Origin of the sequence: Gardnerella sp. DNF00571G (assembly GCF_049262695.1) — a bacterium.
Lineage (GTDB): Bacteria > Actinomycetota > Actinomycetes > Actinomycetales > Bifidobacteriaceae > Bifidobacterium > Bifidobacterium piotii.
Genome location: NZ_CP058396.1, coordinates 828,011 through 854,995, shown reverse-complemented (window position 1 = coordinate 854,995; position 26,985 = coordinate 828,011). Strand labels below are relative to the sequence as shown.

General features: G+C 42.6%; 23 protein-coding genes and 3 tRNA genes. 20 read left to right on the top strand and 6 right to left on the bottom strand.

Features of this window, described 5'->3' with window-relative positions; translation table 11 throughout:
* Positions 1-11: 11 nt before the first annotated feature.
* A complete protein-coding gene (locus tag HXT30_RS03575; protein WP_415701849.1) occupies positions 12-1,145 on the bottom strand; it encodes a 4-hydroxybutyrate dehydrogenase in 1,134 nt (377 codons plus the stop codon).
* A 208-nt stretch (positions 1,146-1,353) separates the two neighbouring features.
* Positions 1,354-2,694: a H2O-forming NADH oxidase gene (gene nox / locus HXT30_RS03570; RefSeq protein ID WP_422111307.1), complete on the bottom strand. Its 1,341-nt coding sequence runs from the start codon at positions 2,692-2,694 to the stop codon at positions 1,354-1,356.
* Positions 2,695-3,040: 346 nt separating this feature from the next.
* Between nox and HXT30_RS03565 the strand changes: the two genes are divergently transcribed.
* Positions 3,041-3,649, top strand: coding sequence for a pyroglutamyl-peptidase I (locus tag HXT30_RS03565; RefSeq protein ID WP_422111306.1), 609 nt, complete (start codon positions 3,041-3,043; stop codon positions 3,647-3,649).
* Positions 3,650-3,679: 30 nt separating this feature from the next.
* Here HXT30_RS03565 and HXT30_RS03560 read toward each other — a convergent pair whose 3' ends face one another.
* Both HXT30_RS03560 and HXT30_RS03555 read right to left on the bottom strand, forming a co-directional pair.
* Positions 3,680-4,078 carry a toxin-antitoxin system HicB family antitoxin gene (locus tag HXT30_RS03560; protein WP_415701854.1) on the bottom strand — a complete coding sequence of 133 codons (399 nt, stop codon included), beginning with the start codon at positions 4,076-4,078 and terminating at the stop codon, positions 3,680-3,682.
* 70 nt (positions 4,079-4,148) lie between these two features.
* Positions 4,149-5,219, bottom strand: a complete 1,071-nt coding sequence (locus tag HXT30_RS03555) for a metal ABC transporter solute-binding protein, Zn/Mn family (RefSeq protein WP_422111305.1) — start codon at positions 5,217-5,219, stop codon at positions 4,149-4,151.
* Positions 5,220-5,518: 299 nt separating this feature from the next.
* Here HXT30_RS03555 and HXT30_RS03550 point away from each other — a divergent pair, with 299 nt between their 5' ends.
* The 8 genes from HXT30_RS03550 to pyk all read left to right on the top strand — a co-directional run bounded on the left by HXT30_RS03550 (position 5,519) and on the right by pyk (position 16,235).
* Positions 5,519-6,403 (top strand): bifunctional methylenetetrahydrofolate dehydrogenase/methenyltetrahydrofolate cyclohydrolase, encoded by an 885-nt coding sequence (locus HXT30_RS03550; RefSeq protein WP_016799410.1) that lies wholly within the window; start codon positions 5,519-5,521, stop codon positions 6,401-6,403.
* A gap of 162 nt (positions 6,404-6,565) precedes the next feature.
* The gene (gene rpsA / locus HXT30_RS03545; protein ID WP_004130522.1) at positions 6,566-8,071 is read left to right on the top strand and encodes a 30S ribosomal protein S1; all 1,506 of its coding nucleotides are present in this window, start codon (positions 6,566-6,568) and stop codon (positions 8,069-8,071) included.
* Positions 8,072-8,232: 161 nt separating this feature from the next.
* Positions 8,233-8,562 (top strand): TM2 domain-containing protein, encoded by a 330-nt coding sequence (locus tag HXT30_RS03540; protein ID WP_415694274.1) that lies wholly within the window; start codon positions 8,233-8,235, stop codon positions 8,560-8,562.
* Between the two features lie 147 nt (positions 8,563-8,709).
* Positions 8,710-9,234 carry a GNAT family N-acetyltransferase gene (locus HXT30_RS03535; protein ID WP_422111304.1) on the top strand — a complete coding sequence of 175 codons (525 nt, stop codon included), beginning with the start codon at positions 8,710-8,712 and terminating at the stop codon, positions 9,232-9,234.
* 55 nt (positions 9,235-9,289) lie between these two features.
* Positions 9,290-9,985 carry a dephospho-CoA kinase gene (gene coaE / locus HXT30_RS03530; protein ID WP_422111303.1) on the top strand — a complete coding sequence of 232 codons (696 nt, stop codon included), beginning with the start codon at positions 9,290-9,292 and terminating at the stop codon, positions 9,983-9,985.
* Between the two features lie 80 nt (positions 9,986-10,065).
* Positions 10,066-12,180 (top strand): excinuclease ABC subunit UvrB, encoded by a 2,115-nt coding sequence (gene uvrB / locus HXT30_RS03525; protein WP_422111302.1) that lies wholly within the window; start codon positions 10,066-10,068, stop codon positions 12,178-12,180.
* 538 nt (positions 12,181-12,718) lie between these two features.
* Complete coding sequence (locus HXT30_RS03520) at positions 12,719-14,350, top strand: InlB B-repeat-containing protein (protein ID WP_422111301.1); 1,632 nt, start codon at positions 12,719-12,721, stop codon at positions 14,348-14,350.
* A gap of 445 nt (positions 14,351-14,795) precedes the next feature.
* The gene (gene pyk, locus HXT30_RS03515) at positions 14,796-16,235 is read left to right on the top strand and encodes a pyruvate kinase (RefSeq protein ID WP_422111300.1); all 1,440 of its coding nucleotides are present in this window, start codon (positions 14,796-14,798) and stop codon (positions 16,233-16,235) included.
* Between the two features lie 176 nt (positions 16,236-16,411).
* On the opposite strand, the gene HXT30_RS03510 is transcribed toward pyk, so the two are convergent.
* Positions 16,412-16,485, bottom strand: a tRNA-Leu gene (locus tag HXT30_RS03510).
* Between the two features lie 310 nt (positions 16,486-16,795).
* On the opposite strand from HXT30_RS03510, the gene HXT30_RS03505 reads away from it, so the two are divergent.
* The 6 genes from HXT30_RS03505 (at position 16,796) to HXT30_RS03480 (ending at position 20,882) form a co-directional block, all read left to right on the top strand.
* Positions 16,796-16,868 (top strand) — tRNA-Arg (locus HXT30_RS03505).
* 125 nt (positions 16,869-16,993) lie between these two features.
* Positions 16,994-18,346 (top strand): bifunctional UDP-N-acetylglucosamine diphosphorylase/glucosamine-1-phosphate N-acetyltransferase GlmU, encoded by a 1,353-nt coding sequence (glmU, locus tag HXT30_RS03500; RefSeq protein WP_422111833.1) that lies wholly within the window; start codon positions 16,994-16,996, stop codon positions 18,344-18,346.
* 45 nt (positions 18,347-18,391) lie between these two features.
* Complete coding sequence (rsfS, locus tag HXT30_RS03495; protein WP_422111299.1) at positions 18,392-18,808, top strand: ribosome silencing factor; 417 nt, start codon at positions 18,392-18,394, stop codon at positions 18,806-18,808.
* Positions 18,809-18,832: 24 nt separating this feature from the next.
* Positions 18,833-19,654 carry a histidine phosphatase family protein gene (locus HXT30_RS03490; RefSeq protein WP_422111298.1) on the top strand — a complete coding sequence of 274 codons (822 nt, stop codon included), beginning with the start codon at positions 18,833-18,835 and terminating at the stop codon, positions 19,652-19,654.
* 180 nt (positions 19,655-19,834) lie between these two features.
* A complete protein-coding gene (locus HXT30_RS03485; protein WP_422111297.1) occupies positions 19,835-20,356 on the top strand; it encodes a LytTR family DNA-binding domain-containing protein in 522 nt (173 codons plus the stop codon).
* Positions 20,357-20,432: 76 nt separating this feature from the next.
* Complete coding sequence (locus HXT30_RS03480; protein WP_016797540.1) at positions 20,433-20,882, top strand: DUF3021 family protein; 450 nt, start codon at positions 20,433-20,435, stop codon at positions 20,880-20,882.
* A 181-nt stretch (positions 20,883-21,063) separates the two neighbouring features.
* On the opposite strand, the gene HXT30_RS03475 is transcribed toward HXT30_RS03480, so the two are convergent.
* The gene (locus HXT30_RS03475; RefSeq protein WP_004132948.1) at positions 21,064-21,468 is read right to left on the bottom strand and encodes a pyridoxamine 5'-phosphate oxidase family protein; all 405 of its coding nucleotides are present in this window, start codon (positions 21,466-21,468) and stop codon (positions 21,064-21,066) included.
* 671 nt (positions 21,469-22,139) lie between these two features.
* Between HXT30_RS03475 and HXT30_RS03470 the strand changes: the two genes are divergently transcribed.
* The 5 genes from HXT30_RS03470 (at position 22,140) to HXT30_RS03450 (ending at position 26,965) form a co-directional block, all read left to right on the top strand.
* The gene (locus HXT30_RS03470; RefSeq protein WP_422111296.1) at positions 22,140-23,135 is read left to right on the top strand and encodes a DMT family transporter; all 996 of its coding nucleotides are present in this window, start codon (positions 22,140-22,142) and stop codon (positions 23,133-23,135) included.
* Positions 23,136-23,239: 104 nt separating this feature from the next.
* Positions 23,240-24,442: a hypothetical protein gene (locus HXT30_RS03465; RefSeq protein WP_422111295.1), complete on the top strand. Its 1,203-nt coding sequence runs from the start codon at positions 23,240-23,242 to the stop codon at positions 24,440-24,442.
* Between the two features lie 122 nt (positions 24,443-24,564).
* Positions 24,565-24,637: transfer RNA gene (locus HXT30_RS03460), tRNA-Ala, on the top strand.
* 151 nt (positions 24,638-24,788) lie between these two features.
* A complete protein-coding gene (locus HXT30_RS03455; RefSeq protein ID WP_422111294.1) occupies positions 24,789-26,048 on the top strand; it encodes a Na+/H+ antiporter NhaA in 1,260 nt (419 codons plus the stop codon).
* Positions 26,049-26,113: 65 nt separating this feature from the next.
* Positions 26,114-26,965, top strand: coding sequence for a TIGR00730 family Rossman fold protein (locus tag HXT30_RS03450; RefSeq protein ID WP_422111293.1), 852 nt, complete (start codon positions 26,114-26,116; stop codon positions 26,963-26,965).
* Positions 26,966-26,985: the final 20 nt, after the last annotated feature.

Below are 26,985 nucleotides of genomic sequence, written 5' to 3'. Positions count from 1 at the left end.
TTAACTATATATTAGAAAGTAGATGCGTAGACTTCGGCGATAGCATCTTCGCTCATATTCATGTATGAGTTCTTTAAAAGTCGTTGCTGCTCTTTAACAACGCTTGAAGCCCAGTCGCGAATCATGTCTTTGGTCATTCCATACTCGTGAAGCTTGTGCTTAGGGAGAATCGTGTTAAGAACTTCGTCAAGCTTGTTTAATACGTCTGCTTTTTGGCATTCAAGAATATTTGCCATAAAGTCAAAAAGTTTAGAAAGCTCAGTATTTTCAGCGCTAGTACTGTTTTCAGAGTTGTGCTTAGAGTAGTAGCGCAAAACGCTGGTAAGAAGAGCAGCATTTGTCTCGCCGTGAGCCACATGGAAAGTGCCGCCAAGCGGATAAGCCATAGCGTGCACGCAACCACAGCCAGCGTTACCAAAAGCAATTCCAGCGTAAAGGCTTGCAGAAACCAAGTCGCTTACAACTTGGCTTTTTGCGCTGCTACCTTCTTTAACAACTCGCATGTAGCTTTGCAAAATAAGCCCGCAAGCCTTGTAACTAAACATTTTTGTAAGCTCTGTTGCAATAGGGGAGAGCGCAGACTCAATAGAATGAGTAAGAGCGTCAATAGAGCTGGTTGCAAAAACGTAATCAGGCAGGCTCTTTAACAATTCTGGAATAAGAACCGCGTCTGTAGCGTAGCAAGCATCGTTTGCCAAGCCCTTTTTAGTGTTGCGTTTTGTAAGAGAGAACACGGCAACGTTGGTAACTTCGGATCCAGTGCCGCAAGTAGTTGGAACAAGAATAAGATCCGCGCCTTTTTGTGCAGGAATCTTGCCGTCAATCAAGTCTTCGAGTGGGCTTGTTTGCTTCAAAGCACAAACTTTAGAAATATCCAAAACAGTGCCGCCGCCAATGCCAATCACGCGCTTTGGAGTAGTGTGAATATCTCGAACAATCGCATCAACCATTTCGTTGCTTGGCTCGCCCTTGCCGTAGTTTTCTTGGAAAATCACATTGCAATCAAGGTTTAAGCTGCCAAAATAAGGCTCCCAAATGTATTGGTTTGTAATAATCAAATCGTCTTTGCCAAGCTTAAATTCTTGCGCAAAATCGCGCGTATTTTCAAATTTGTGAATAGTTGGCTTAATAGATAGCTGCTTCATCCTAGACTCCTTTGTTTTAATTTGTACGTCTTACGCTAATATGCGCGTTTTGGTTCGCAATTTGTGCGCGGATGATTAAAAAACCAAGCAACCGCTCCATTATAGAACAAATTGCTTGGTTTAATAAACGCGATTTAAGCTAATTAGCAGAAACTTAATTAGCAGAGATTAATCAGAAACTAATCGGCGTAGATTAATCAGAAGCTAATCATCCCTTCAACAAAGCCGTGTAAGCTGCCATTGTAATGTAATTGTATGGCTGGTTGAAGTGAGGCATAAAGAAGATATCGCACAAAGCAAGCTCTTTGATCGTAACCTTCTTCTGAATAGCCAGCGAGAACAGGTGGATTGCGGCAGACATATCGTAGTTAGAAGCCAACTGGCAGCCAACAATCACCTTAGAATCCTTCTTGTAAACAATGCGAATCTTAACTTTTGGATTCTCAACTTCCATAAACGCAGGCTTTTGAGTATCCTCAAAATCAACGTAATCAACGTCCATGCCCTCTTTTTGAGCAGCCGTTAAGCTTAAACCAGTGCAAACAAGCTTGTAGTCGTAAATCATCATTGCGCTAGAGCCTTGCACGCCCTCAGTTTCTACAGGAGTTCCGCAAACGTTGTGGCCTGCAATCAAGCCGCTTCTAACGGCATTAGTAGCGAGTGCAATGTAGTTTACGCTGCTTCGAGCGTTGTCGTAGATTGTAGCGCAATCGCCAATAGCGTACACGTCTGGGTCGGAAGTTTGCTGCTTCTTGTCAACTAGGAAAGCGCCATTTTCGTATTGCTTCAAATGATCTTTTCCAAGAGCAACATTTGGGTGGAATCCAATGGCACAAATCACCATGTCGGCATCGTAAGTGCCTTTGCTGGTTTTAACAGCCTTAACTTCAGTATCTCCAACAATCTCTTCAACAGCTTGACCAAGCTCAAAGTGAATGCCCTTATCTTCCATAATTCTCTTCAAATTATCGGAAAACTCTGGGTCAAAGTAGCCGTTAAGAATATGGTCTTCCATATCTATAAGAGTCACGTTTTTGTTCAAACGCTTAAAAGCTTCCGCAAGTTCCACACCAATGTAGCCGCCGCCAAGAACCACAACGTTATTAAAATCGCGCTCTTGAAGTTTAGCAATAACAGTTTGCGCGTTTTGGAAAAGCTTTACCATTTGCACGTTTTCCAAGTCAATGCCCTTAATGCGTGGCTTGTTTGGAAGGCTGCCAGTAGCTAGAACGAGTTTATCGTAAGAATCGTGAATAACCGATCCGTCTTTAAGCTCGACTGTTACTTCTTTCTTTGCGTAATCAATGTCGAGAACTTTGCTTTCAAGATTTACTTTAGCGCCTTTTTTAACGAAATCTTCTGGCTTCTGGTAGAACAGACCATCGCTGCTTTGAATCTGTTTGCCAATCCACAAAGCCATACCGCAGCCAAGGAAGGAAATGTTGCTATTCTGATCGTAGATTGTAAGATCGTTTCCTGGGTAGCTCAAAATGGTGTTAGCGCAGGCAGTGCCAGCATGATTTGCGCCAATTTGAATAATCTTGGTCATCGGTAATCTCTTTTCGTCATTGATTTTTGATTTATATTTATATGGTTTATTTATATTGTTTTATATGCGCGCTGTTAACAACATTGTTCGTTAAGCACGCGCCAGTAGACAATCATATTACACTACGACGAGTCTTGCTAATCGTGAGTCTAGGTGTGTTGTTTTGCGATTATTGTATAAGTTGTAATTACCATTTAAACTTTGCTATAAAAGTGAAATAAGTAATAGAATCATGAATGTTCTATACAAGTACATTCGTGTATATAGTTTTCGCAATGTATTTTGATAAAGTTTGATAAAGTTTGATAAAGCTTGATAAGTGAGAGTTGTATGAGGGGGTATTGTAATGCGTATTTTGATTACTGGTTTTACGCCGTTTGATAATGAGTCTATAAATCCTTCGTGGGAGATTGCGCAATCAGTGCATGCGCCTGAGGGTGTGGAACTTGTTCGTTTGCAGATTCCTACGGAATTTAACAAGGGTGCGCAAAAAGTTATTGAGAAAATAGAGGAAGTTCATCCTAATGCTGTGCTTTCGCTAGGGCAATTTGGCGGTTCTGCTTGTTTTAACGTTGAGTATGTTGGCATTAACTGTAGAGCTGCGCGCATACCAGATAATAGTGGATATAAGCCTTGGTATGAGTCTGTTGTGCAGGATGGTGATGTGGCTTATAAAGCGACTTTGCCAGTTGTGAACATAGTTGACGCTTTAAATAAAGCGAAATTGCCTGCGGCTGTGTCTTTTTCTGCGGGCGCGTACGTATGCAATGACGTGCTTTACAGTGTTTGTAATTATTGTCAGACTAAAAAATTGCCAATTAAGAGCGGTTTCATTCACGTTCCGTATTTGCCTGAGCAGGTTCTCAATAAGCCGAGCACGAGTTCTATGAGTTTAGCTGATATGCTTCGAGGCATTGAAGTTGCATTGCGAGTGATTGCAGATGATTGCGAGTGATTGTTAATAAATAGTATGGGTATTTATTTTCTATACTCGCTCAAGCACGCGCTCAATAGCGTTATTTTGCGAAAGAAGATAAACGCAATACTGGTTCATGCTTATGCCTTCGGATTGAGATTGCTCAGCCAACTGTCTGTGTAATTCCTTGGGAATACGCAGTTTGAATTGCCCAGAATAATCATTTAGCTCATGGTAAGACGGCTCTTTTATGTTCACTTTGTTTTCAAGTGCAGCCTCCAGCCAAGCTTTTTTAGCATCCTGCGCATTTGCTGCTGCTGCCTGCTCGGATTCCCCAGAACTCATGCATCCTGGTAAATCAGGGTAGTAAGACACAAATCCGACTTCATCTGGATCTTTTACAATCTCAAGTTTGTATGGCAGTGACATGTAGTAGCTAAGCGTTTTATTTGTAAGTGTTTTTACCATATTTGATTTTCCTCTTTTATTTCTTCGTCTTCTGCTTCTACTACAGATCTATAGCGCGCTGAGCACGAGCCTACTTACCAGGATCTTGCTGGCCTTCGTTAGACCTGTTTGGATTTGGCTGAGAAACAGTCGGCTTTTCGGTAATAGGCTTCTTTTGATCAGCTTCTTGCTTTGCTAAATCTTTACGCATATCGGTCGTAGTTTTGCTAGCATTGTCAATGTCTTCGCAAATCTTCATAACCCATTTTCTTAAATCGGTTGCATACGTTGGCATAAGCTCATTAACCCACATTACAGACGTGTAGCTTCTGCCAGCAGTCCCAGTCAAAATGCTAATATCTTCGCCTTTACGTTGACTATTGCTTATAAGTACGTCGAATTTTCGCTCTTCAATAAGCTTTTGGAATTCATCTATATTAGCTTTGTCTACTTCTTCGCCTTGCGCTACTTGCTGAGCGTATGCCTTAGGCGCAGAATCGCTAATGCCCATATCGGACATAAGCCAGAAAAGAACAGGATTTATTGAAGCGTACTTAAACTTTTTGTGACTTTTAGCGAAGTTTGCAAGATATTCATCAAGCTTATTTTCTTGCGATTTAACTGCGTCAAGTCTTTTAGCAAAAACCTTCTTTTTTGAAGGAAGGACTTTAGAAAAAGCGTTGCAAATGCTAGAAGCCATCTCGTTTCTAGCATCTTTTGAGAACCAAAGATAAGGGTTATCGCCATTTAGTACTCCGACTGTAGAGGCTGCGTTTACAATCTCGCTGCTTTTAGACGTATGCTTTGCAACCCAACTATCGTATCCAGCGCCATTTGACACAACAACTTGCGCAGAATACAGCTTTTGCAAATCTTTACTAGACGGCTTAAATGTAGACATATCGGTATCTGGATTGCTGATTATAGATTGCACTTCAACATCATTTCCGCCGATTTCTCTAGCTAAACTTGCCCAAGATTCAAGAGTGGAAACAACCTTAATTTGCTTAACTTCCTTTTTGGGTTGCGTTGGAGCTTTAGAAGATTGCGAGCTTGCACCGCACCCAGCTATGCCAATCAACATTGATGGAACAATTATGCACGCTAAAACAGCTTTGCATATCTTCTTTGCGCGACTTAAATGAAAAATATTTTCGCACATCTTTGCGCCCCTTCCGTCAGTGTTATTCACATTAGCACTTGTTAAAGCTCGTTCTAGTTTTCTGCAAGGCTTGTCTGTTGCAAGGCTTATTCTTCAAAGGCTCGCAGTAGCTTGCTTATGCAATATAAATACCATTCTATTATAATATTCAGTTATTAGCAGTTGTGTCGCGATGCTTTGTGTCGCGCACTTCGATACCTCACGGTAGCCTATCCATACGAATATCCTACGCGTACGAATTGTGTTAGATGATTTGTAAGTTGAACATAAGAATTAACATACGAGTTGGGGAGTGAATCATGGTTGTTGTGTTAGATGGAAAAGCGCTAGCTGCAAGTATTAAAAGCGACTTAAAAAATAGAGTAGAAAAGCTTAAAGAAAAAGGCATTAATCCAGGGCTTGGAACGCTTTTAGTTGGAAGTGATCCTGGCTCGCTGAAGTATGTTGCTGGAAAACACAAGGATTGCGAAGAAGTGGGGATTCGCTCAATTCGCTGCGATTTGCCAGAAGACGCTAGCGAAGACGAAATTCTTAAAGCCGTAAATCAGCTTAATAATGACCCTTCTTGCACAGGTTTTATTGTGCAATTGCCTTTGCCAAAGGGAGTTGATTCCCAAAAGATTATTGAGGCAGTAGACCCTGCAAAAGATTGCGACGGAATGCATCCATACAATTTGGGCGAGCTGGTTATGCATATTTCTGGAGATATTGTTACGCCTTTGCCATGCACGCCGCGAGGAATTTTGGCGCTTTTAGACGCTTATAACATTGATCTTGAAGGCAAAAATGTGTGCGTGCTTGGACGAGGAATCACGGTTGGTCGAACAATCGGGCTGCTTCTTACTCGCAGGGGAGTAGATGCAACTGTAACATTGTGCCACACGCGCACGCGCGATTTGCATGATATTATGATGCGATCCGACGTTATTATTGCGGCAATGGGCAGCGCTGGATTTGTAAAGCCTTGCGATGTTAAGCCTGGAGCCGTGTTGGTTGATGTTGGTGTATCGCGCGTTTTTGATGAAGAAGTGGGAAGGTATCGCGTAAAAGGCGATGTTGATGTTGCTTGTAGAGAAGTCGCGGGAGCGTATTCGCCAAATCCTGGTGGAGTGGGACCAATGACTCGCGCAATGCTATTGGCTAATGTTGTTGATATGGCTGAGCGAGCAGCGAGTGGCAAGTAAGTGGCAAGTAGTAAATATCAAATACTGCGACACGCCCGAAGTAAAACGGCGATTTTGGCTATGCCTATATATAACATTGACAGAGTGCGTGCATGTGCGCGTGCATAAATCATAATTTAATATCGAGTAATATCCACCCCAAGAAGAAACCACTAATAAGTAATGGCAGAGAATAATAACGAAGTCGCCAAGGTTGCGATTAATGATATTGGCACCGAAGAAGACTTCATCAAGGCAGTCGATTCAACCATCAAGAATTTTGACGATGGTGATTTAGTTGAAGGTACAGTCGTAAAGATTGATCACGACGAAGTATTGTTGGACATCGGCTACAAAACTGAAGGTGTAATCCCTTCCCGTGAACTTTCCATCAAGAAAGACGTTGATCCAGATGATGTTGTTGAAGTTGGCGACACCATCGAAGCCCTTGTTGTAACTAAGGAAGACAAGGAAGGACGTCTTATTCTCTCCAAGAAGCGTGCACAGTATGAGCGCGCTTGGGGTGACATTGAGAAGATCAAGGATGCAGACGGCATTGTTGAAGGTACCGTTATTGAGGCTGTTAAGGGCGGCTTGATTGTAGACATCGGTTTGCGCGGCTTCTTGCCAGCTTCCCTCGTTGAAATGCGTCGCGTTCGCGATCTTTCCCCATACATTGGCCAGAAGATTAAGGCTAAGATTCTTGAGCTCGATAAGAACCGCAACAATGTTGTGCTTTCTCGTCGTCAGTTCCTCGAGGAAACCCAGTCCGAAGTTCGCGAGACCTTCCTCTCGCAGCTTAAGAAGGGTCAGATTCGCGAAGGCGTTGTGTCTTCTATCGTAAACTTCGGCGCGTTTGTTGACCTCGGCGGTGTTGACGGTCTCATTCACGTTTCCGAGCTTTCCTGGAAGCACATCGATCACCCATCTGAGGTTGTTAAGGTTGGCGATAAGGTTACCGTTGAGGTTCTCGACGTTGATCTCGACCGCGAACGCATCTCCCTCTCCCTTAAGGCAACTCAGGAAGATCCATGGCAGCGCTTCGCTCGCACCCATGTTCCTGGACAGGTTGTTAAGGGCAAGGTCACCAAGATTGTTCAGTTTGGTGTGTTCATCTCCGTTGAAGACGGCATCGAAGGCTTGGTTCACATTTCCGAGCTTGCTAACCGTCATGTAGAGAACCCAGAAACTGTTGTTAAGGGTGGCGAAGAAGTATTCGTTAAGGTTATTGACGTAGATCTCGATCGTCGCAGGATCTCGCTCTCCTTGAAGCAGGCTAACGAGGCTGTTGATCCAAATTCTGAAGATTTCGATCCAGCTCTCTACGGCATGCCAGCTGAGTATGACGAAGAAGGAAACTACAAGTACCCAGAAGGCTTCGATCCAAACACTAACGAGTGGATTGCTGGTTACGAGCAGCAGCGCGAAGAGTGGGAAGCACAGTATGCAGCAGCTCACGAATTGTGGGAGCAGCACAAGGTGTTCGCCGCTAAGGAACTCGCAGCTGCAGCAGAATCCGCAGCCGCTGATGGTCAGAGTGAAGAAGCTGAAGAAAAGAAGCCAGCTAAGGAAGAGAAGAAGGAAGAAGTTGCTTCCAATTATTCTTCTGAGGCAGCTAACGAAGGTGCTTTAGCTGATTCCGATCAGCTCGCAGCTTTGCGCGAACAGCTTTTGAGCGAAAAGAAGTAGTTTCTACTTTCTACTAGACGCTTATTAACAATTGCCCTGGTGAGTAATCATCGGGGCAATTTTGTAATTAAATATAGGTACAATTAATTCTCTTTTAAGAATCATGATTATATGATGCTTTTAAACATTAATCATAATTATTAAAAGGATTGGTGAAGATTATGAGCACGTTTGACAACAATCAGCAAAATGCTCAGTTTCCTTCGTACGATGGGAATATTGAGGAGAACACTAAAGCAACTTTAGTAAGCTCGCGCAATAAAATTGTTGCAGGTTTGCTAGCGATTTTCTTAGGCACATTAGGTATTCACAATTTTTATCTTGGTTTTAAAGGGAAAGCGATTGCACAGCTGCTTATTTCTGTTCTTTCTTTTGGTTTCCTGTTGATTATTACGGGAATATGGGCATTGGTTGAGGGTATTTTGATTCTTTGCTCAAAGCCTGGAAGTAAGTGGCATCAAGATGCTGATGGTGCTGAGTTAAAAGACTAAAAATAAATATTTAGTATTAAGATTTATAAGTAATTTTACAAATAAAAGATGCGTTTTAGAATTCAATTTCCAAAACGCATCTTTTAAAAAATAATAAATTATAGTGATTGAGTAAATATAAGCGGAAGTATTTAGAAGAATAATTTTATGAAGAACATTGAAATTAAAAAATTAGATTATTTAGAAGCCAAAGATAATATGAATATAATTTTAGATTTATATCTAAAAGCATTCCCTAAAGAACTAGATCGTATAGATAATGTTCGTGAACGCATATTAGATAGTTTGAAAGATAACAATAGTGCGCTTTTACTTGTTGCTACAATGAATAATCGTATTATCGGTGTTTTATATGGCATAGAATTATTACAAGATAATTGGTATGCGAATCAAATTAAACCATTTTTATCCGAAAATTATGATTGGTTTAATCAAAGCTTAGAGTTAAATGAGTTGTTTGTAGATCCTGAGTTTCAACATTTAGGCGTGGGTAGCGCTCTTATGAAGAAAGTCGAAAATCTTAAATTGTATAAAACAATAATTTTATCTACAGAAAAAGATAATAATGTTGTTGCTTTAGATTTTTATAATAAGCTTGGATACAGTTTATTAACCGATAATTGGAAATCTTATTACGGGTCTATTTACTGCGTGCTATATAAGAAGTTTTAGTTGGGTCAATTAAAACTTACGCTATTGTGAGAAATGTATCGTTTATAATCAAAATATGACAATGATGCGGATTGCTGTAACGGGCGGAATCGCGGCTGGAAAATCTACTGTAGTAAATCATTTGCGTTCGCTTGGCGCGTTTGTTATAGATTACGACGTTTTAGCGCGTAAAGTGGTGGAGCCAGGAAGCGTAGTCTTGCGGAAAATCGTAAGCATTTTTGGGGAAGATGCTGTTAAGAATGATGGCTCTTTAAATCGCGAGTTTATTGCAAAGCATGTTTTTGGTAACTCCGACGAGAGTTGTGAAAATCGTAAGAAGATTGAGTCTCTTATTCATCCTGCTATTTATGATTTAGCGAAGACTTTAGAAAGCGAATATAGAAACGAATATAAAAGCGAATATAAAAACGAGTGTGATAGGAAAATTTCTAAAGAAGATTGCAATGTGTTAGGCAGTATGAGCTCGATTATTGTGCACGATATTCCGCTGCTTGCGCAAGTAATTGACAGCATTCCATTTAGTTTTGACTATATTATTACAGTTGAAGCGCCTAAAGATGTTCGCATTGCGCGAATGATAAGTGAGCGCAAAATGAGCCAGAATCAGGCGCAGCAGCGCATAAATAATCAAGTTGAAGAGATTGAGCGCAAAAAAATCGCGGATTTTGTAGTTGATTCCACAAAGCCTATGGAAGTTATGCTTAAAAGCGTTGATTCAAAAATTAAAACGTGGATGAGTGAGGAGCATTAGATACCGCGCGGAAGAGTCGCAAGCAACCGCGCGATTGTTGGGTTTTAGTAAAATAAATAAAATGCTCTTGGAGAAAAATAATGTCGAATAAAATTCAGCGCACAAACAAGCCTTTTGTAGTAAAAGCGCCATACAAGCCTTCGGGCGACCAGCCGCAAGCAATCGAAGAGTTAGCAAATCGCATTGAAAACGGCGAAAACGACGTTGTTTTAATGGGCGCAACTGGCACTGGTAAAACTGCTACAACCGCTTGGCTGATTGAGCGTTTGCAGCGGCCTACACTTATTATTGAGCCGAATAAAACTTTGGCAGCTCAGCTTTGCGCGGAGTTTCGCGAGCTTATGCCAGATAATGCTGTGAGCTATTTTGTGTCTTACTACGATTACTATCAGCCGGAAGCGTACATTCCGCAAACAGACACGTATATTGAAAAAGACTCGAATATTAACGACGATGTTGAGCGTCTTCGTCACGCAGCTACAGCGAATTTGCTTACGCGCAGGGATTGCGTTGTTGTAGCTACTGTTTCTTGCATTTATGGACTTGGTACCCCAGAGGAGTATGCCGAGCGAATGCTTATGTTAAGCGTTGGCCAGCAGCTTGAGCGAGACGATTTATTACGTCAATTTGTTAGCATGCAATACAAGCGCAATGACATTGCGTTTACGCGCGGAACTTTTAGAGTGCGCGGAGATACGGTTGAGATTATTCCAGTTTACGAAGAATTAGCTGTGCGAATTGAGTTCTTTGGCGACGAAATCGACAGAATTACAATGTTGCATCCGCTTACTGGGGAAGTGATTCGCCAAGAGAGTAGCGTTCATATTTTCCCAGCGTCTCATTATATTGCAGGCCCTGAGCGCATGGAACGCGCGTTAGAGGCGATTGAAAAAGAGCGTGACGAACGCGTTGCGCAGCTTAAAAAGCAGAACAAATTGCTGGAAGCTCAGCGTTTGGAAATGCGAACTACGTACGATTTAGAGATGCTTCGACAAGTTGGAGTGTGCCCAGGAGTGGAGAATTATTCGAGGCATTTTGACGGGCGCGCGGCTGGCACGCCTCCGCATACGCTTCTTGACTTTTTCCCAGATGACTTTTTGCTTGTTTTAGATGAGTCGCATGTAACCGTGCCGCAAATCGGAGCTATGTACGAGGGAGATGCTTCGCGTAAAAGAACGCTTGTAGAGCATGGCTTTAGGCTGCCTTCGGCAATGGATAATCGCCCGTTAAAGTGGAACGAATTTTTGGAGCATGTTGGTCAAACCGTGTATCTTTCGGCAACACCTGGCGACTACGAGTTGGGGCTTTCGGATGGCGTAGTTGAGCAGATTATTCGCCCAACTGGTTTGCTTGACCCTAAGATTGAGGTTCGACCTGTGGAAGGGCAGGTTGATGATTTGCTTGCGGAAATCAAGGCGCGTGTTGCAAAAGATGAGCGCGTGCTTGTTACTACGCTTACTAAGAAAATTGCGGAAGACTTAACCGATTACTTTTTGGAGCTTGGTATTAAAGTTGAGTATTTGCATTCGGACGTTGATACTTTGCGCAGAGTGGAGCTTTTGCGCGAGCTTCGCGAAGGTAAGATTGACGTGATTGTTGGCATTAATTTGCTTCGTGAGGGCTTGGATTTGCCGGAAGTTTCGCTTGTTGCGATTTTGGATGCAGATAAGGAAGGTTTCTTAAGATCTTACCGCTCGCTTATTCAGACGATTGGCCGCGCTGCTCGTAATGTTTCGGGAACTGTGCTTATGTATGCGGATGTTGTTACGGATGCTATGAGCAAGGCGATTAGCGAGACAGAGCGCCGCCGCGAAAAGCAAATCGCGTATAACAAGGCTAATGGAATTGACCCTAAGCCTTTGCGAAAGAAGATTAGTGATGTTAACGACATGCTTGCTAAAGAGGATGTTGATACTCAAACTTTGCTAGCAGGCGGTTACAGGAATGCTAATAAGGCTGGGAACTCGCATTATGGCGTGCCAAAAGAGCCAAATCTTGGGCAGCAAAGCAAAGAAAAGCGTATGGCGAATATATCCGCCTTGCCGCAAAGCGATATTATGTCTTTGATTAAGAATTTGAGCGAGCAGATGCATGTTGCTGCAGAACAGTTGCAGTTTGAGCTTGCAGCGCGATTGCGCGACGAGATACGCGATCTTAAAAAAGAGTTGCGGCAAATGGATGAGGCTAACAAGTGAGGGTAATGAGTGAGCTGGTAAGTGAGCTGGTAAGTGGGCTGGTAAGTGAGCATTGCTAATAAATGAGCTAATGTATTCGTCAAATATTGAGTATTCTAGTTAGATGTGGTGAGTGTGGGATTTGAATATGTTAATAAAAGATTATTTATTGTCTCTGATTCACGCGATGTCTTTGCATTGATAGAGAATCAGCCATGGAATATTCTAAATTTTGTTAATGTGAAAAAATAAATTTATTTTATTTTTTTAAAAAATACTTGACAAAAGGATTTAGAGAGAGCATGCTCAGACAGACAGACAGACAGACAGACAGACAGACAGACAGACAGACAGACAGCGTGATTTTGTCTTTTTCGTAACATAATTTTTTACAATTTTCACCACTCTATACATTATTTATTTTGAATTCGCACATATGAGTGGTTCTGCGCATATTTCTATACATTTTTGTCCTATAAACCTATATTTGCGCTATATAAATTTTTGAATTTAATAAAAAATTATTATTACTATAATCATTAATTTGGTTGGGAATAAAATGAATAATAAAATAATAAAAAAAGTTATTAGTTTAGCAGTTGCTTTTGTAGCTGCGATTGGACTTTTTGCAGGAGAAGTGACAGCTCAGGCTGCTGATACAGGAACTGCAAACGTAAAGAAATATCCGCTTTTGCTAGATATGGATATTGCCGAAGATCCTGGGTTTGAGCACACTCATCCAGGTGGGACTGGCTACAACAACCCAAAAATCAAGACCATGTGGACAAATCTCCCAATAACTGTTGAGGATGAAAACGGAAATAAAATTGAAGCCAAAAAAGAGCTACAATCTGGCTGGGAGCGTTTTGTTGGCGATTTTGCGGTAGGACAAAAACTAACAATAATGATTGATACTGATAAAATTCCCGTGGGTTATCATCTTTCTCATGATACGGATCGCACATATATTCCAGCAAAAGGATACTCTAAATTCACCGTTAAGTATAAACTCGACGATGGTAAGCCTATACCTCTGCGAATTTCATTTGGAAAATTGAACGTGAAATTCAATCTTCAGGGCGGAAATATTGACGGCAAAACAGATGCAATCGTCAATACTGTAAAAACAGATAATACGGTTGATTTTCCAGCTGACCCAGCAAAAGAGAATCTAGTGTTTGGCGGATGGTACACCGAGCTTCCTAATATTAAAGCTTATCAACAGCGTGGCATTGTAGGCAAACGTTACTATTGGACCAATAAGTCACTATTTTCGGACACCAGCTGTGACTTGCCGCAGTGGAATGATAAGACCTTAGATCCTTTGGGTGACTATCAATTTTTACTTCGTGCACAGTGGAATGCGAGATATACATTTAATGCTAATGGTGGCACCTTTAGTGATGGTACAGCCAAGAAAAGTGAAGCAGTACAGCAAGGCAAGAATATTAATATATTGTCTGCGCCTACACGCAATGATTATCAGTTCTTAAACTGGGTGGATGGTACTGGTAAAACTTACAAGCCTGGTGATACGTATGCTTTGAATGCTAATACCGTGTTTACTGCTAATTGGAAGCAAATTAGCAATACGGTTACATTCATGAGCGGCGATAAGACTCAAACGGTAAAGGTGGAAACTGGTAAGGCTATTGATACGGATGCCTTGACTGGCCAGTCTATGCCTAAGAATCCAACGAAGGATGGTTATACCTTCAAAGAGTGGAATACAAGCTCGGATGGTAAAGGTAAAGCATTCACTGGCACAACGACTGTTGATAGTGATTTGACTGTGTATGCCATCTTTACGAAGAATACAGGCAGCGATGATGGTGGCAATAATGACGACAACAATGACAGCGGAAGTGTTGAACCAGATTCAAGCGATAATCCTGAATTGAATGTTGGAGGCGGCAGCGTAAATAACAATAGAACGTTAGACGGTGCTGCGAATGGTTCAGCAAATGGTGCCGCAAACGGAGCAGCCGCCAATGGCTCGGCAAACGGTCTCGCAAACAGAAGCGGTTCTGCTAAGTCGCGGACTGCTGGCACGCGCTCTTCTGGAGTGCTGCCAAATAGTGGTGTGGATTCCGCTGGCATAACTTTTGCGTCATTTGGTGCGCTAGTGCTTGGCTTGTTTGTGGCTTCTGGCGCTGCGCTAAATCGCAAGCGTGCTAAGTATTTGCGCTAGTTTGCGCTATTGTGTAAGTCATCAATAAATTAAGGCGAGTACTTTGGTAACACGATGTGCTCGCCTTATCGTTTTGTGTTCCTTATTGTTTGTGCGTATTGTCGTTTGTCTTGTTCGTGCGGTTTTTTTGAGTGTGATTTTTGCGCTTTTTGTCAGTTATAACTTATAAATTATCGATTTTGCTTTTAAGTTTCACTTGTATGCGATAATCGTTGTGTGAGTGCTGTTGATTGTAAGTCGATTGTAAGTTAATCGCGTATAAATAAGTTAGCGTGACTAATCGCAAGCTAATCGTGATTAATCAGTGAGCGCATGTAGTCATGTTTAATCGTATTAAATAAATAAGTGCGAGTTTTGCCTATAGGTCACAATTTGCTGGTACACTATTACTCGGAAAGTGGGTATTTTCCCATTTAAAAATAAACAAAGGAAACAGGCAGGCATTATGAGAAAAGCCAAAATTGTTGATACTATTGGACCAGCTACCGAATCGTTAGAGGGCATTACCAAGCTTGTTGAAGCTGGCATGGATGTTGCTCGCTTAAACCGTTCGCATGGCACTCCTGAAGATCATTTGCGCGTTTACAACAATGTGCGCGAAGCTTCAAAGACCACTGGTCGTAATGTTGCTGCTCTTGTTGATTTGCAGGGTCCAAAGATTCGTTGCGGTTGGTTCAAGAAGAACGCTGACGGCGAAGACAAGGTTTATTTGGAAGAGGGCCAAGAGTTCGTTATTACCACAGACGATATTGAGGGTGATGAGCATCGCACTTCCACAACCTTCAAGGGTTTGCCAGGAGATTGCCACGTAGGCGATCCAATTTTGATTGATGATGGCAAGGTTCGTCTTGAGGTTACCAAGGTAGAAGGCAACGACGTACACACTAAGGTTGTTGTTGCTGGCCCAGTTTCTAGCCACAAGGGCATTAACCTTCCAGGTGTTGCCGTTTCTCTTCCAGCATTGACTGAAAAGGATGAGTCTGATCTTCGTTGGGCTATTCGCACTGGTGCAGACATTATTGCTATGTCGTTCGTGCGTTTTGCTACCGATATTGATCGTGCTCACGAAATCATGGACGAAGAAGGCCGCCGCATTCCAATCGTTGCAAAGATTGAGAAGCCGCAGGCTGTTGCAAACTTGGAAGAGATTGTTAAGACCTTCGACGGCATTATGGTTGCTCGTGGAGATATGGCAGTGGAGATGCCACTTGAGCAGGTTCCACTCGTTACCAAGCGCTGCATTGAGCTTTCTCGCCAATACGCAAAGCCAGTAATCGTTGCTACCGAAGTTCTTGGATCTATGGTTAACTCTCCAGTTCCAACTCGTGCAGAGGCTTCTGATTGCGCTAACGCTGTTCTTGACGGCGCCGATGCAACTATGACCTCTAACGAGACCGCAGTCGGCAAGTATCCAGCAGTTACCGTTCAGACCATGTCTCGTATTTCTCAATACGCTACTGATAACGGTTACGATCGCATTCCAGTTGTTGAATTTGATATGTCGAGCACGGGTGCAGTTTCTTCTGCAGCTGTTGACTTGGCAGACAAGCTCAACGCTAAGGCGATTGTTGCTTACACGCAAACTGGTCGTACTGTTCATCGCATTTCTCGCGAGCGCCCAGCTGCTCCAATCTATGGCTTGACCAACAATGAGCACACTTATCACTGGTTGGCTTTGAGCTGGGGCACTGAAGGCTTCTTGATTAGCGAGGACTACCACGATATGAACCGTCATGATCTTATGATCTTCACCGACAAGGTTCTTCGTGAAGCTGGCAAGGTTGAAGACGGCGACAAGATTGTTGTTTTGAGCACTGCTCAGGGTGAGCGCCAGGCTGGTCGTACTGACTCTATTTACGTTCACACCGTTGGTGCTTGCGATTAATTGCTAGTTAATTGCTAGCTGATTGCTAGTTAATTGTCAGCTAATCGTTAGTTTTCTAAACGCGCATCCTTTTGGGTGCGCGTTTTTTATAATCGTGTTATAGGCCAAAATCGCGTGTGGGTGTGGGGGAGAAGATAACAAAAACGCCGCTTAGAATGTAAGCGGCGTTGTGCACGTGCCCCCGGTGAGACTCGAACTCACACTGCACAGATTTTGAGGCTGTTTCCTCTACCAATTGGGATACAGGGGCATCTTAAATTATCCGCGTTTTAACGCGACTTGATGACTATATCACATTTTGCAGAGTAATCAAATATACCGCGTGTTGCGTGTAAGAAAGCTAGTTGCGTGTGTGCGGAAGAATCGCAAGCAACCGCTCGCTAAAAACCCAAAGTAAAATCAAAATAAATAAATATAAATAAATATAAATCAAAACGGAATCAAATATCACAAATAAGAATCAAAACAGAATACAAACCCCACAAAACAGAAATATTAATTTGCAAATTATTTAAGATTGGGTGTGTTGATGTAAGAATTTTGGTATAATTACAACTTGCGCCTCTGTAGCTCAATGGATAGAGCAACGGCCTTCTAATCCGTTGGTTGCGCGTTCGAATCGCGTCGGGGGCACTTTGCTTTGCTCTTATGTTTGTGTTGAAAAATCTTTCGGCACGTATTATGCAAAATAAGGAGCGCGTGTGAAAAATCATAATGTAGCCGCAGCAATAATTCTGGCAGCAGGTGATGGGACGCGCATGCGTTCAACAACGCCGAAAGTATTGCACAAGTTTGCTGGAAAAACGTTCTTAAATCGCGTAATGGACGCAATGGCAGGTGTAAATCCTAAGGAGCTTGCTGTAGTGGTTCACGCTCAAGCGCAACGAGTGTCGGAAGCTGCACAAAGCTACAACAACGCTGTGCGGATTGTAAATCAAGACGATAAGCCTGGAACTGGCAGGGCTGTGCAGTGCGCAATGCAAGATCTTAACGAAGCTTCAAAACAAGAATGCGGTAGTGCGCTTAAAGGTTCTGTGGTAATTGCGGCAAGTGATATGCCACTTTTGGATACGCAAACATTGCAATCGTTAATCGATTTTCACAATAATCAGGGAAACGCGGCAACTGTTTTAACCGCTGTTTTAGACGATGCCACTGGCTACGGGCGAATTGTGCGCGGCGAAAATGGCGATGTTCTGCGCATTGTTGAGCACAAAGACGCTAATGCAGAAGAGCTTGCGATTAAGGAAGTGAACACATCTGTGTACGTGTTCGATGCGGAAGTGCTTACAGATGCAATATCTAACCTTAATTCCAAGAACGCTCAAGGCGAGTTCTACTTAACAGATGCGCTGGAGCACGCTCGCACAATGGGGCGAGTTGGAGCAATGGCGGCAGCAGACTCGTTGAGCGTGGAAGGCGTAAATACGCGCGTTCAGTTAGCTGCACTTGCAAAAGCATACAACAAGCGCGTTTGCGAAAAGTGGATGCTTGAAGGCGTGACTATTTTAGATCCAGATACTACATGGATTGAAGACGATGTTGTTTTGCAAGAAGATGTTACGGTTCTTCCAGGCTGCTTCTTGCAAGGGCAAACGATTGTTAAAAGCGGCGCTGTTGTAGGGCCGTACACTACGCTTATTGATGCGCAAGTAGATGAAGACGCGGTTGTGGAGCGCTCGCGTGTGCAAGAATCGCATATTTGCCGCGCTGCAAATATTGGTCCGTGGACGTATTTGCGACCAGGAAATGTGCTTGGCGAGGAGAGCAAAGCGGGCGCGTTTGTGGAAATGAAGAAAGCGCATATTGGAAACGGCACTAAGGTTCCGCACTTGAGCTATATGGGCGACGCTGATTTGGGAGAGCACACGAACATCGGCGGTGGCACGATTACAGCAAACTACGACGGCGTGCATAAGAATCACACGACTATTGGCTCTAACGCGCATGTTGGTGCAGGAAACCTGTTTGTAGCTCCAGTTACTGTTGGAGATGGAGTTACAACGGGTGCAGGCTCTGTTGTGCGTCACGATGTTCCAGCGGATTCCATGGTGTATTCAGAAAATACTCAGCACGTTGTAGAAGGTTGGAAGCCAGCTTGGGAGCGATAGTTCGCTAGTTTGCTAGTTTGATAGTTCGATAGTTAAGGAGAAACAATGGCAGCTTTAGAAAGCTCTGTTAACGCGATTAGGATTGCTGCGGCTGCAGCCGATAGGTTAAAAGCCACTAATTGCCAAGCTTTTGACGTTAGCAATCTGCTTGGAATTACAGACGCAATGCTGGTTGTTTCTGCATCTAACGAGCGTCAAGTCTTAGCTGTTAGTGAAGAAATCGAAAAAGACTTGTATTTAAAAGACAATAAGCGTAAAGCTTTATCTAGAGAAGGCTTAGAACTAGCACAGTGGATTTTGCTTGATTTTGGCGACTTTGTGGTTCATATTATGCACGAGGAAGCGCGCGAGTTTTATCGCCTTGAGCGCTTGTGGAATGATTGCCCTGCAATTGATTTGCAACTTCCAGAGCATGATGATGATGTGCGTGACGATGACGATGATGCACAAAATGGCGATTAAGAGTCTGAAAGGTAGCGCAAGATAATGGTGGATTTTGTTGAAAGCGCAACGCAAATTGCGCATAATGCAAATAAAAACAGCGCTCACGAAGGTATTGCGCGTTCTGTAATGCTTGTTCGCCATGGCCAGACGTCTTATAATGCACAATTTAGACTTCAAGGCATGATTGATATTGCTTTAGATGAGTCTGGAATAGACCAGGTGACTCGCTCTGGCAAGGCTTTGCGAGTGCTATTTGGAGCTTCCGACTTAGAAGATCCAAAGAACCCAAATAGCGCTGAACACGTGCGCATTACTCCAGAAGAAGCCGATGCAAGTTTTGTTGCCATTGTTTCGCCGCTTATTCGCGCACAGCAGACGGCTCACGCTTTTGCAGATAAGATTGGCCTTAATGTGCACGTTGAAAATGGCGTGCGCGAGCGCTTTTTTGGCGAGTGGGAAGGCCTTAATCGCCAGCAAATTAGCGAAAGATGGCCTGAAGATTTTAATGCTTGGGTAAAAGGCGAAGGTGGAGAGATTAATCACGGTGCAGAAACTAAGCAAGAAGTTGGCGAGCGCGCTGCGAAAGCTGTAGAAGATTGGGCGCGCAAAACTGGCTCAGACCGCGATTTACTAGTGTTTTCGCACGGATCTTGCCTTTCTCAAACTGTTCATAAGCTTCTTGGATTAGACAAGGTAGATCCTTCTTATAAGACGATTGGCGGAATGGGAAACGGCCGTTGGGCGCGTTTAATTCCAAGCCTTAATGCGGATGGCTCGATTCATTGGCGTTTGGATGCTTACGATCAAGGTCCTGCAGCAGACCCTACAAGCCAGCGTCTTATTCGCATTTGGGGTGCAGCTTAAGCGGCATAATTTCTCTTTTTTTGCCGCTTATATTCCTAAAACTACCGTTTAGCGGTTTTGTAAAGACAGATTATTTACAGTGCCGTATAGTCAAAATTACAAAACAGAAAGCTGGCAAAAGCTAAGAAAAGTTAGCAAAAGCTAGTAAACGATAACGGTAGTATACGGAAGGGAGGCTTGATGAAAGTAACGATTGCTATTGTGCCGCCAGAAGAAGAGCAGTGCGCTCAATTGTCAGTTCACAATATTGACGATAACCTTAAACGCATTATAGCCAATTTGCAAAGCATTGATTCTAAAGATGTAGAATCAAGCAATGCTGAAAATAATACTGAGATTGACGAAAATAATACTGCGAATGCGGCAAATAGCAATAATAATTCATTCATATATGGTTATATTAATGATTCGATTATTGTTATGCACGAGCCAGATGTGATTATGATTTGCGTAGAAAATTCGCGCGTAATCATCCGCAGTGATAAAGGCGAGTGCGTGTCTTACAAGCGTCTAATGGATTTTGATAATCCGCAATTCGCGTCGTTTGTGCGCATATCTAAATCCGCAATCGTGAACTTAAATCGCATTGTTCGAGTTGATCCAGGATTCGGCGGAAGTATGAGCGTAAAAATGGACGACGGAAGCGTTGAGTGGATTAGTCGCAGATGCTTATCTGGGTTCAAAAAGCGCTTAGGGATGTAGTTTTAAGCGTAGTCAAATATAAAACTATCAAAAATTTTAATACTAATTTTTAATACTTAAAAAGGAAACGATTATTATGGAAAAGCAAGTTACAACTTTAGGTAAAACAATTGTAAAAAATATTGCTAAAGGCATTAGCATAGGATGCATTATTTTTACAGTAATGTCTTTTATTTCAAGCCTGTTAGCGCATAGCGCGGTTGGAAACAGAATTGCATCTTATGCTGTAGCCGCGTTTGTTATAGGCATAGGATATGGAGTGTTCGCTATTTTTTGGTCGAATGAACGCATGTCAAATCTTGCAAAGTTCGTTTTTGCGCTAGTTCCGCCAATTGCTATTCAATTTATTGTGTCTGTGATTGTTGGATGGATTTCATTTAAAGATGATCCAGCTGTGATTTGCGGATGGATTGCGTTCACTGTTATTTTACCGATTCCTATTGCTGCAATAATTTATTACTTCGAGAAGAAGAAAGCGAAAGAAATGAACGCTAGATTGCGCGAATTGCGTAAAGAAAGCAAGTAAATTAGTGACAATTAAATAATTTGAGTAAAAATTTAAGTAAATAAAATAATCAAATAAAAATTGAGTGGTGTTCATCTTCGCCTTTGAAGAAGAACGCCACTCGCTATTCTAAAACGCGTCATAGAATGGTCATAATTTATTCGGCGTTTTGCTAGATTTTTGCTAAAAATTAGTATTTTGACTAATCTTTAGCAATCGTCTTTCCAGCATTAGCTCCAGAAGTCAAATCCTGAATCTCATTAATCTCCATAACAGGAACAGCAGCAGGCTTCTTTGTGCCTTTTTCTTCTGCAACGCGCACTTGCTCATTGTAAATCGCGTCATCTGTGTGAAGTGTAACTGTTCCGCGGAAGCGATAGCCCTTCTTTTCTGCCAAATTTGCAACTGCAACAACAAGCTGGCTGCCGTCTTGCAAGTTCTTAAAATGCTGACCTGCAGTGCGCTCGTGGTATGCAAGATGATTATCGTCTAGAACAAACATCGACATCTTTGGGCCAAGATCAAGCTCGCCATCTTTGCTAATCGTTGCAATCCAAGCCAAATTGTTTTCAATAAAAGTCTTCATATCTTCGCTAAGAGTTGCCATGTTGAGTCCTTTCTTCAACTGATTAGGTTAATCATGTAATTATGCAATTATGATTCAAAATAATGCAATAATAATCCAATCACTTTTAAGGTTACGCGCAATCATGCATATAAAGGCTTAAAATTCGGCAAGTTTTTGCAAAAATGCCTAAACTTGTGACATAAATCACTAATTGCACAAACTGCGCGAATCGACTTGCATGGGCGCTTTGACTGAGCTCACGTCTTTGCTTGGTGTTGTGCGAGGTTTGAGTATTTCTCTCCTCGCAGGCGCGCCAACCTGCCTTCGAGCTTAGAGCGTAGCGCGAGAAGGCAATTTGGAGCGCTGAGCCGCTCAAACGTAAAGTCCAGTGGACTTTACGTGCGGCGAAGGCGTGAGCGCGCTGTAACGCGCGAGCGATGCGCCTCATTCGCTGCGAAAAATCTCGAATCTCTACCTCGCTTGCGCTCAGGCAGGTCGTCGCGCATAAAACTTAATCGTAAATATTAAGGCAATAGCGTGCTATCAAGTGCTGATTTCGCAATAAAGTAGTAAATTTTCCGAAGGAACGCCAATGGGTTGTACTTTTCTTGTTTTTGTGGCTATTCTATAAAGTTTATAAGGCAATTTAGCTAACTTAAAGAAAAATTTAATGCTATAGACTTGTTGTTTGCAATAATGAGGGGAGTGACATGAGTGAAATAAATAGCGCTGTTCAACCAAGGCAGAATAATCGAATTACCGTAAACATTGCGCGAATCATGTTGCTCTTATGCGCCGCAATTTGGGGCGGAAGCTACGTATCGTCTAAATACGCTCTAGAGGTATTCACTCCGCAATGGCTTATGGGGGTTCGCATGCTTGGAGCGTGCATAATAATGGGCGTGGTTTTCTTTAAGACGATTCGCAAAAATTTTACTAAAAAGCTAATAATTCCTTCGCTTTTAACGGGCGTTACATACTACGCGTCTTTAGTTACGCAAACAGAAGGATTAAGGTGGATTGACCCAGGCAGAAGCGCTTTTCTTACAGCTGCATATTGCGTTATAGCGCCATTTTCCGCGTGGATGATTATTAAAAAGAAGCCAACGCTTTTAGGAATTATTGCTGCTTTAACATGCGTTGTGGGCGTTGGATTCGTTGCGCTAAAGCCAGGCTTGCTTGTTCTTACGCTTTCTCACGGAGATGTTTTAACTCTTATTTGCGCGGCTGTTTTTGCGTTTAACTTAACATACTTAGCGTATTACTCTAGGCAGTACAATCCCGTTGCTTTAACATTCGGCCAGTTTAGTGTTTCTGGAGTTCTATTTTTGTGCGGAGCTGCAATAAGCGAGCCTTTGCCTAACTTTAATGCCGAAGATAATTGGATTACATTTACAAACATGTTCTATCTTATAGTGATAGTAACTGTTGTTGCTCAAGTTATTCAAAACTACACGCTGATTTATCTTTCTACAGCTAACGCTTCTGTGATTATGTGCACAGAATGCTTGTTTACATTGCTATTTTCTAGCATTCTTTATAATGAGCGAGTAACAAGCATGGCTTTTGTTGGATTTGCGTTGATTTTTGCTGCGATTTTGCTTGCAAGTTTGGCAGAGCATATTGAGCTAATGCGCGCAAGAAAAAAGCAGAGCGCTTATAAATCTAAAGCAAAAGTGGCATCTGCGCCAGCATCTACAATCTAAGTAGTAGTCAATTTGAATACTAATTAGCGAATATTTTTGGTGGTTACTAATTGGTGCATATTGCTTAGCGAATAGTGGTAGATAACGATTTTTAAGGTGTGCTTGTGAAGAACTTCTTTAAGGGAATATCATTTACGCAAGTTCTAGCTGGCTCTCTTGCAGCTGTGACGGCGTTTTTGCTTTCGTCAAAAATTGGTATTGCTGGGTCTGTTATTGGCGTTGCAATAGGTTCGATTGTCTCTGCTGTGGCATCGCAACTTTATCAAAATGTTATTCACGCGTCTTCTAAAAAGATACAGTCTTCTTCTGCGCTAAAGTCAGGTTCAAGCCGCTATGAAGAAGATGACACTAAAGTGGTAAATAATGCGCGTTTTATTGCATTAGAGGATGATATGCCTAAAGAATACGAAGTTTACAATAATATGATTGATTCGAGCAAAGAAAAACAAGCTAGAAGAGTTGTTGCAATGGCTTCTAATACAAATGTTGCTGGCGATTCTTCACGCGATGTTGATTCTTTAAGTTCGCAAAACGCAAAATCGGGGGAATCGCAAGCACTTAATGCCGAAAGCACGAGTGTTATGGAATTATCTTCCTTAAGAAAACTAAAAGAAGAAGATAATGCGCTTTCGGAAGGAGACGAAGACTCGATTCTTACTCTTAACGACGCTAAACGCGCATTAGGCGGCAGAAGTGATTACGCAAAGAGTGAAGCGAAGTATAAGAAGCTTACGATTGTTATTGCTATTTTGAGCGCGCTCGCGGCTGTTCTTCTTACTGCTGGCATTGTGCTTCTGTTTACTCAAGGAAAGGGCACAGATAATTTAGTGCCTTCTGGCCAAAATACCGAGCAGGATAATGGCCAGAATCCAAATAATCAAATGCGGCAAAATAGCCAAAATAATGGCGTTCAAAATCAAGATAAGAACTCGCAAGACGCGCAAAAAGACTCTCAAGATGCGCAAGACAGTAAAGACAGCAAAGAAGGCGAAGACGGCAAAGAAGGAAAAGAAGGAAAAGATTCTTCAAGCAAGAATCCTAGCGAAAAGCAAGATAAAAAGACTCACGAAGGGTCTTCCTCCTCTTCTTCTTTAGATTCAAATGAGTCTAATGCAGGTTCTGGCGAGCAAAGCTCTGGAGATTCTGGTGTTTCTGGAGCGGATTCTGGTGCGCGCGGGTCTAAAGGCGATTCTTCGGTTTCTGGCGACTCTTCGTCTTCATCGTCGCTTTCATCTAACGGCTCGAGTGGTGGATCTGCTGCACAACAAGGCGAATCTGGCTTGCAGCAATCAGGCGGCGGCGAATAGTAGACGAATAGTCGGCGAATAGAAATAGCTGCCAAAAACGCTGTATACGACACGCCGAGTTTGGTTGGCAGCAAAATCTGTTGTATTCTATCAAAGGTTCGTTTGAGCTATACAACTAAAACGGGGCTATGGCGCAGCTGGTAGCGCATCTCCATGGCATGGAGGGGGTCGGGGGTTCGAATCCCCCTAGCTCCACAATTTGAAACGTCACTTCTAATCGGAGTGGCGTTTTTGTTATATTTCGATACGTATCTTATATACTTGTAAGTCCTAGTGCATGTAACGTATTTTGCACAAGCATTCTAAACTTAAAACTTAACTTAGAACTTATAGGAGATAATTCAGCATGTTAAAGCGCGCGTGGAAAGTGGCATGCAAAATAGCCAATAATGAGCGTACATCTGGGTTGATTATGCTCGGATTTGCTTTAGCTGGATTAATGCTTGCAAATTTGCCATTTGCGTCGCCTATTTTTGAAGCTGTTTCTCACACGCAAATCGGAATTCCATACACAAATATTCACATGTCGATTAGCCACTGGGTTCAAGACGGCGTGCTAACTATTTTCTTCCTTACAGTTGGCTTAGACTTAAAACACGAGCTTATTGCAGGATCTCTTAGAGACCCGCGCGCTGCAGCAATGCCAATGATTTGCGCTGTTGGCGGCATGGTTGTTCCGCCGATTCTTTTTGTTGGAACTGTTACAATATTCTCGGAGTTGCACGCTGGTCAAGAGATTATGCGACTTACTTCTGGAGCGCTTCCATCCTTAGAAATGGTTCGCGACGGTTGGGCTATTCCTACGGCAACAGATATAGCATTCTCGCTGGCTGTTCTTGCGCTTTTTGCTAAAACGCTTCCTAAAGCATTGCGCGCATTTTTAATGACTCTGGCTACAGTCGACGACCTTCTTGGAATTGCGTTAATCGCAGTGTTCTTCTCTTCGCTTAACGCATGGTATTGGTTTGTGGGCGTTGTTTTATGCGGATTAGTATGGACTATGCTTGTGCGATTAAAGCGCGTTCCTTGGCCTGTTGTGGCGCTTGTTGGCTTACTTGCGTGGGTTATGATGTATCAAGCTGGCGTTCACCCAACTCTTGCAGGCGTAATGGTTGGTTTGCTAACTCCTGCGCATCTTGTTCACGGCGAAAAGTCGCTTAGAGCCGAAAGGTATCGCCAGAAAATTCAGCCTTTGTCTTCTTTGTTTGCGCTTCCAGTTTTTGCACTTTTTGCAACTGGAGTTCATTTTGAAACATTGACTTGGCAGCTGTTCTTGTCTCCAATACTAATTGCGATTACGATTGCGCTAGTTGTTGGAAAGCCACTTGGAATTATGATTACTGCTTGGTTTGCTAAGAAAGTTATTGGCTTGTGCGTTCCAGACGATTTGCGTGTTCGCGACCTTTTGCCTACAGCATGCGCGTGCGGAATTGGTTTTACTGTGTCTTTGTTAATCGCTTCTCTTGCGTACAGCGATGCGGATCTTTCGGGCGAAGCGCGATTCGGCGTACTAGTGGCGTCTATTATTGCGGCTGCTGTTTCTGGATTCTTGCTTGCAAAGCAATCGAATCATATGGAAGAAGAATTAGACGATATTGAAGAGTGACTTAGAGTGATTAAGAGTGATTTAGTCTGTTTTTAATTGCGATTAGAAGGTTTTAGAGGTGACTTATGGTTTCTAATAATAATTTAGGTAATTTAGATAATTCTGGTAAATCTGATAATCCAGATAATTCTTGCGACTTGCGCGCGCAAAGCGAACAGAATTCACCTTGGAAAGACACGTATTACAGCGGTGCGGTAATGATGCGCGGACCAATGATTCCTAAGGAAAGCACAACAGAAACGCTGCTGCAACACGATTTGCCTAATAGCGATTCGCATAATAATCATGCGTGGCAAGGACTTGACCCTTGGCGAGTTCTTAGAATACAAGCCGAATTTATTGATGGCTTCGACGCTTTAGCAAAACTTGGATTAGCTGTTAGCGTGTTTGGTTCTGCTCGAATAAAGCCAGATGAGCCAGAATACAATAGCGCTCGCATAATGGGCAAAGAGCTTGTAAAACGCGGTTTTGCGGTGATTACGGGCGGAGGGCCTGGAATTATGGAAGCGGCAAATCGCGGAGCAGCAGAAGCTGGTGGAACAAGCGTGGGGCTAGGAATCGAATTGCCTCACGAGCAGGGCTTAAACAAATGGGTGAATCTTGGAATGCAATTCCGTTACTTTTTTGTTCGCAAAACAATGTTCCTAAAGTATTCTTCGGGAATTATTGTGTGCCCAGGCGGTTTTGGCACAATGGACGAGCTTTTTGAGTCGCTTACGCTTGTTCAAACGCATAAGGTTTCTAAAATTCCTGTTGTTCTTTTTGGCAGCGAATATTGGAAAGGCCTTATGAATTGGATTGAAACTACAGTTAAAGAAAGAGGACTTATATCGTCTTTTGACCCTAGTTTGCTTGCGATTACAGACGATCCTCTAGAAGCTGTGCGAATCGCAACTGGAGACAAGTTTATTAACTAGTTTTGGCTAGTTTTGGCTAG

What these genes read in the sequence shown, in the direction of transcription:
- HXT30_RS03520 (WP_422111301.1), top strand. Translation starts at nt 12,719, where the DNA reads ATGAATAATAAAATAATAAAAAAAGTTATTAGTTTAGCAGTTGCTTTT.
- HXT30_RS03485 (WP_422111297.1), top strand. Translation starts at nt 19,835, where the DNA reads ATGAAAGTAACGATTGCTATTGTGCCGCCAGAAGAAGAGCAGTGCGCT.
- HXT30_RS03565 (WP_422111306.1), top strand. Translation starts at nt 3,041, where the DNA reads ATGCGTATTTTGATTACTGGTTTTACGCCGTTTGATAATGAGTCTATA.
- nox (WP_422111307.1), bottom strand. Translation starts at nt 2,694, where the DNA reads ATGACCAAGATTATTCAAATTGGCGCAAATCATGCTGGCACTGCCTGC.
- HXT30_RS03455 (WP_422111294.1), top strand. Translation starts at nt 24,789, where the DNA reads ATGTTAAAGCGCGCGTGGAAAGTGGCATGCAAAATAGCCAATAATGAG.
- rsfS (WP_422111299.1), top strand. Translation starts at nt 18,392, where the DNA reads ATGGCAGCTTTAGAAAGCTCTGTTAACGCGATTAGGATTGCTGCGGCT.
- HXT30_RS03575 (WP_415701849.1), bottom strand. Translation starts at nt 1,145, where the DNA reads ATGAAGCAGCTATCTATTAAGCCAACTATTCACAAATTTGAAAATACG.
- HXT30_RS03550 (WP_016799410.1), top strand. Translation starts at nt 5,519, where the DNA reads ATGGTTGTTGTGTTAGATGGAAAAGCGCTAGCTGCAAGTATTAAAAGC.
- glmU (WP_422111833.1), top strand. Translation starts at nt 16,994, where the DNA reads ATGCGTTCAACAACGCCGAAAGTATTGCACAAGTTTGCTGGAAAAACG.
- rpsA (WP_004130522.1), top strand. Translation starts at nt 6,566, where the DNA reads ATGGCAGAGAATAATAACGAAGTCGCCAAGGTTGCGATTAATGATATT.
- HXT30_RS03475 (WP_004132948.1), bottom strand. Translation starts at nt 21,468, where the DNA reads ATGGCAACTCTTAGCGAAGATATGAAGACTTTTATTGAAAACAATTTG.
- HXT30_RS03490 (WP_422111298.1), top strand. Translation starts at nt 18,833, where the DNA reads ATGGTGGATTTTGTTGAAAGCGCAACGCAAATTGCGCATAATGCAAAT.
- HXT30_RS03450 (WP_422111293.1), top strand. Translation starts at nt 26,114, where the DNA reads ATGGTTTCTAATAATAATTTAGGTAATTTAGATAATTCTGGTAAATCT.
- HXT30_RS03470 (WP_422111296.1), top strand. Translation starts at nt 22,140, where the DNA reads ATGAGTGAAATAAATAGCGCTGTTCAACCAAGGCAGAATAATCGAATT.
- HXT30_RS03560 (WP_415701854.1), bottom strand. Translation starts at nt 4,078, where the DNA reads ATGGTAAAAACACTTACAAATAAAACGCTTAGCTACTACATGTCACTG.
- HXT30_RS03540 (WP_415694274.1), top strand. Translation starts at nt 8,233, where the DNA reads ATGAGCACGTTTGACAACAATCAGCAAAATGCTCAGTTTCCTTCGTAC.
- pyk (WP_422111300.1), top strand. Translation starts at nt 14,796, where the DNA reads ATGAGAAAAGCCAAAATTGTTGATACTATTGGACCAGCTACCGAATCG.
- HXT30_RS03555 (WP_422111305.1), bottom strand. Translation starts at nt 5,219, where the DNA reads ATGTGCGAAAATATTTTTCATTTAAGTCGCGCAAAGAAGATATGCAAA.
- HXT30_RS03480 (WP_016797540.1), top strand. Translation starts at nt 20,433, where the DNA reads ATGGAAAAGCAAGTTACAACTTTAGGTAAAACAATTGTAAAAAATATT.
- uvrB (WP_422111302.1), top strand. Translation starts at nt 10,066, where the DNA reads ATGTCGAATAAAATTCAGCGCACAAACAAGCCTTTTGTAGTAAAAGCG.
- HXT30_RS03535 (WP_422111304.1), top strand. Translation starts at nt 8,710, where the DNA reads ATGAAGAACATTGAAATTAAAAAATTAGATTATTTAGAAGCCAAAGAT.
- coaE (WP_422111303.1), top strand. Translation starts at nt 9,290, where the DNA reads ATGACAATGATGCGGATTGCTGTAACGGGCGGAATCGCGGCTGGAAAA.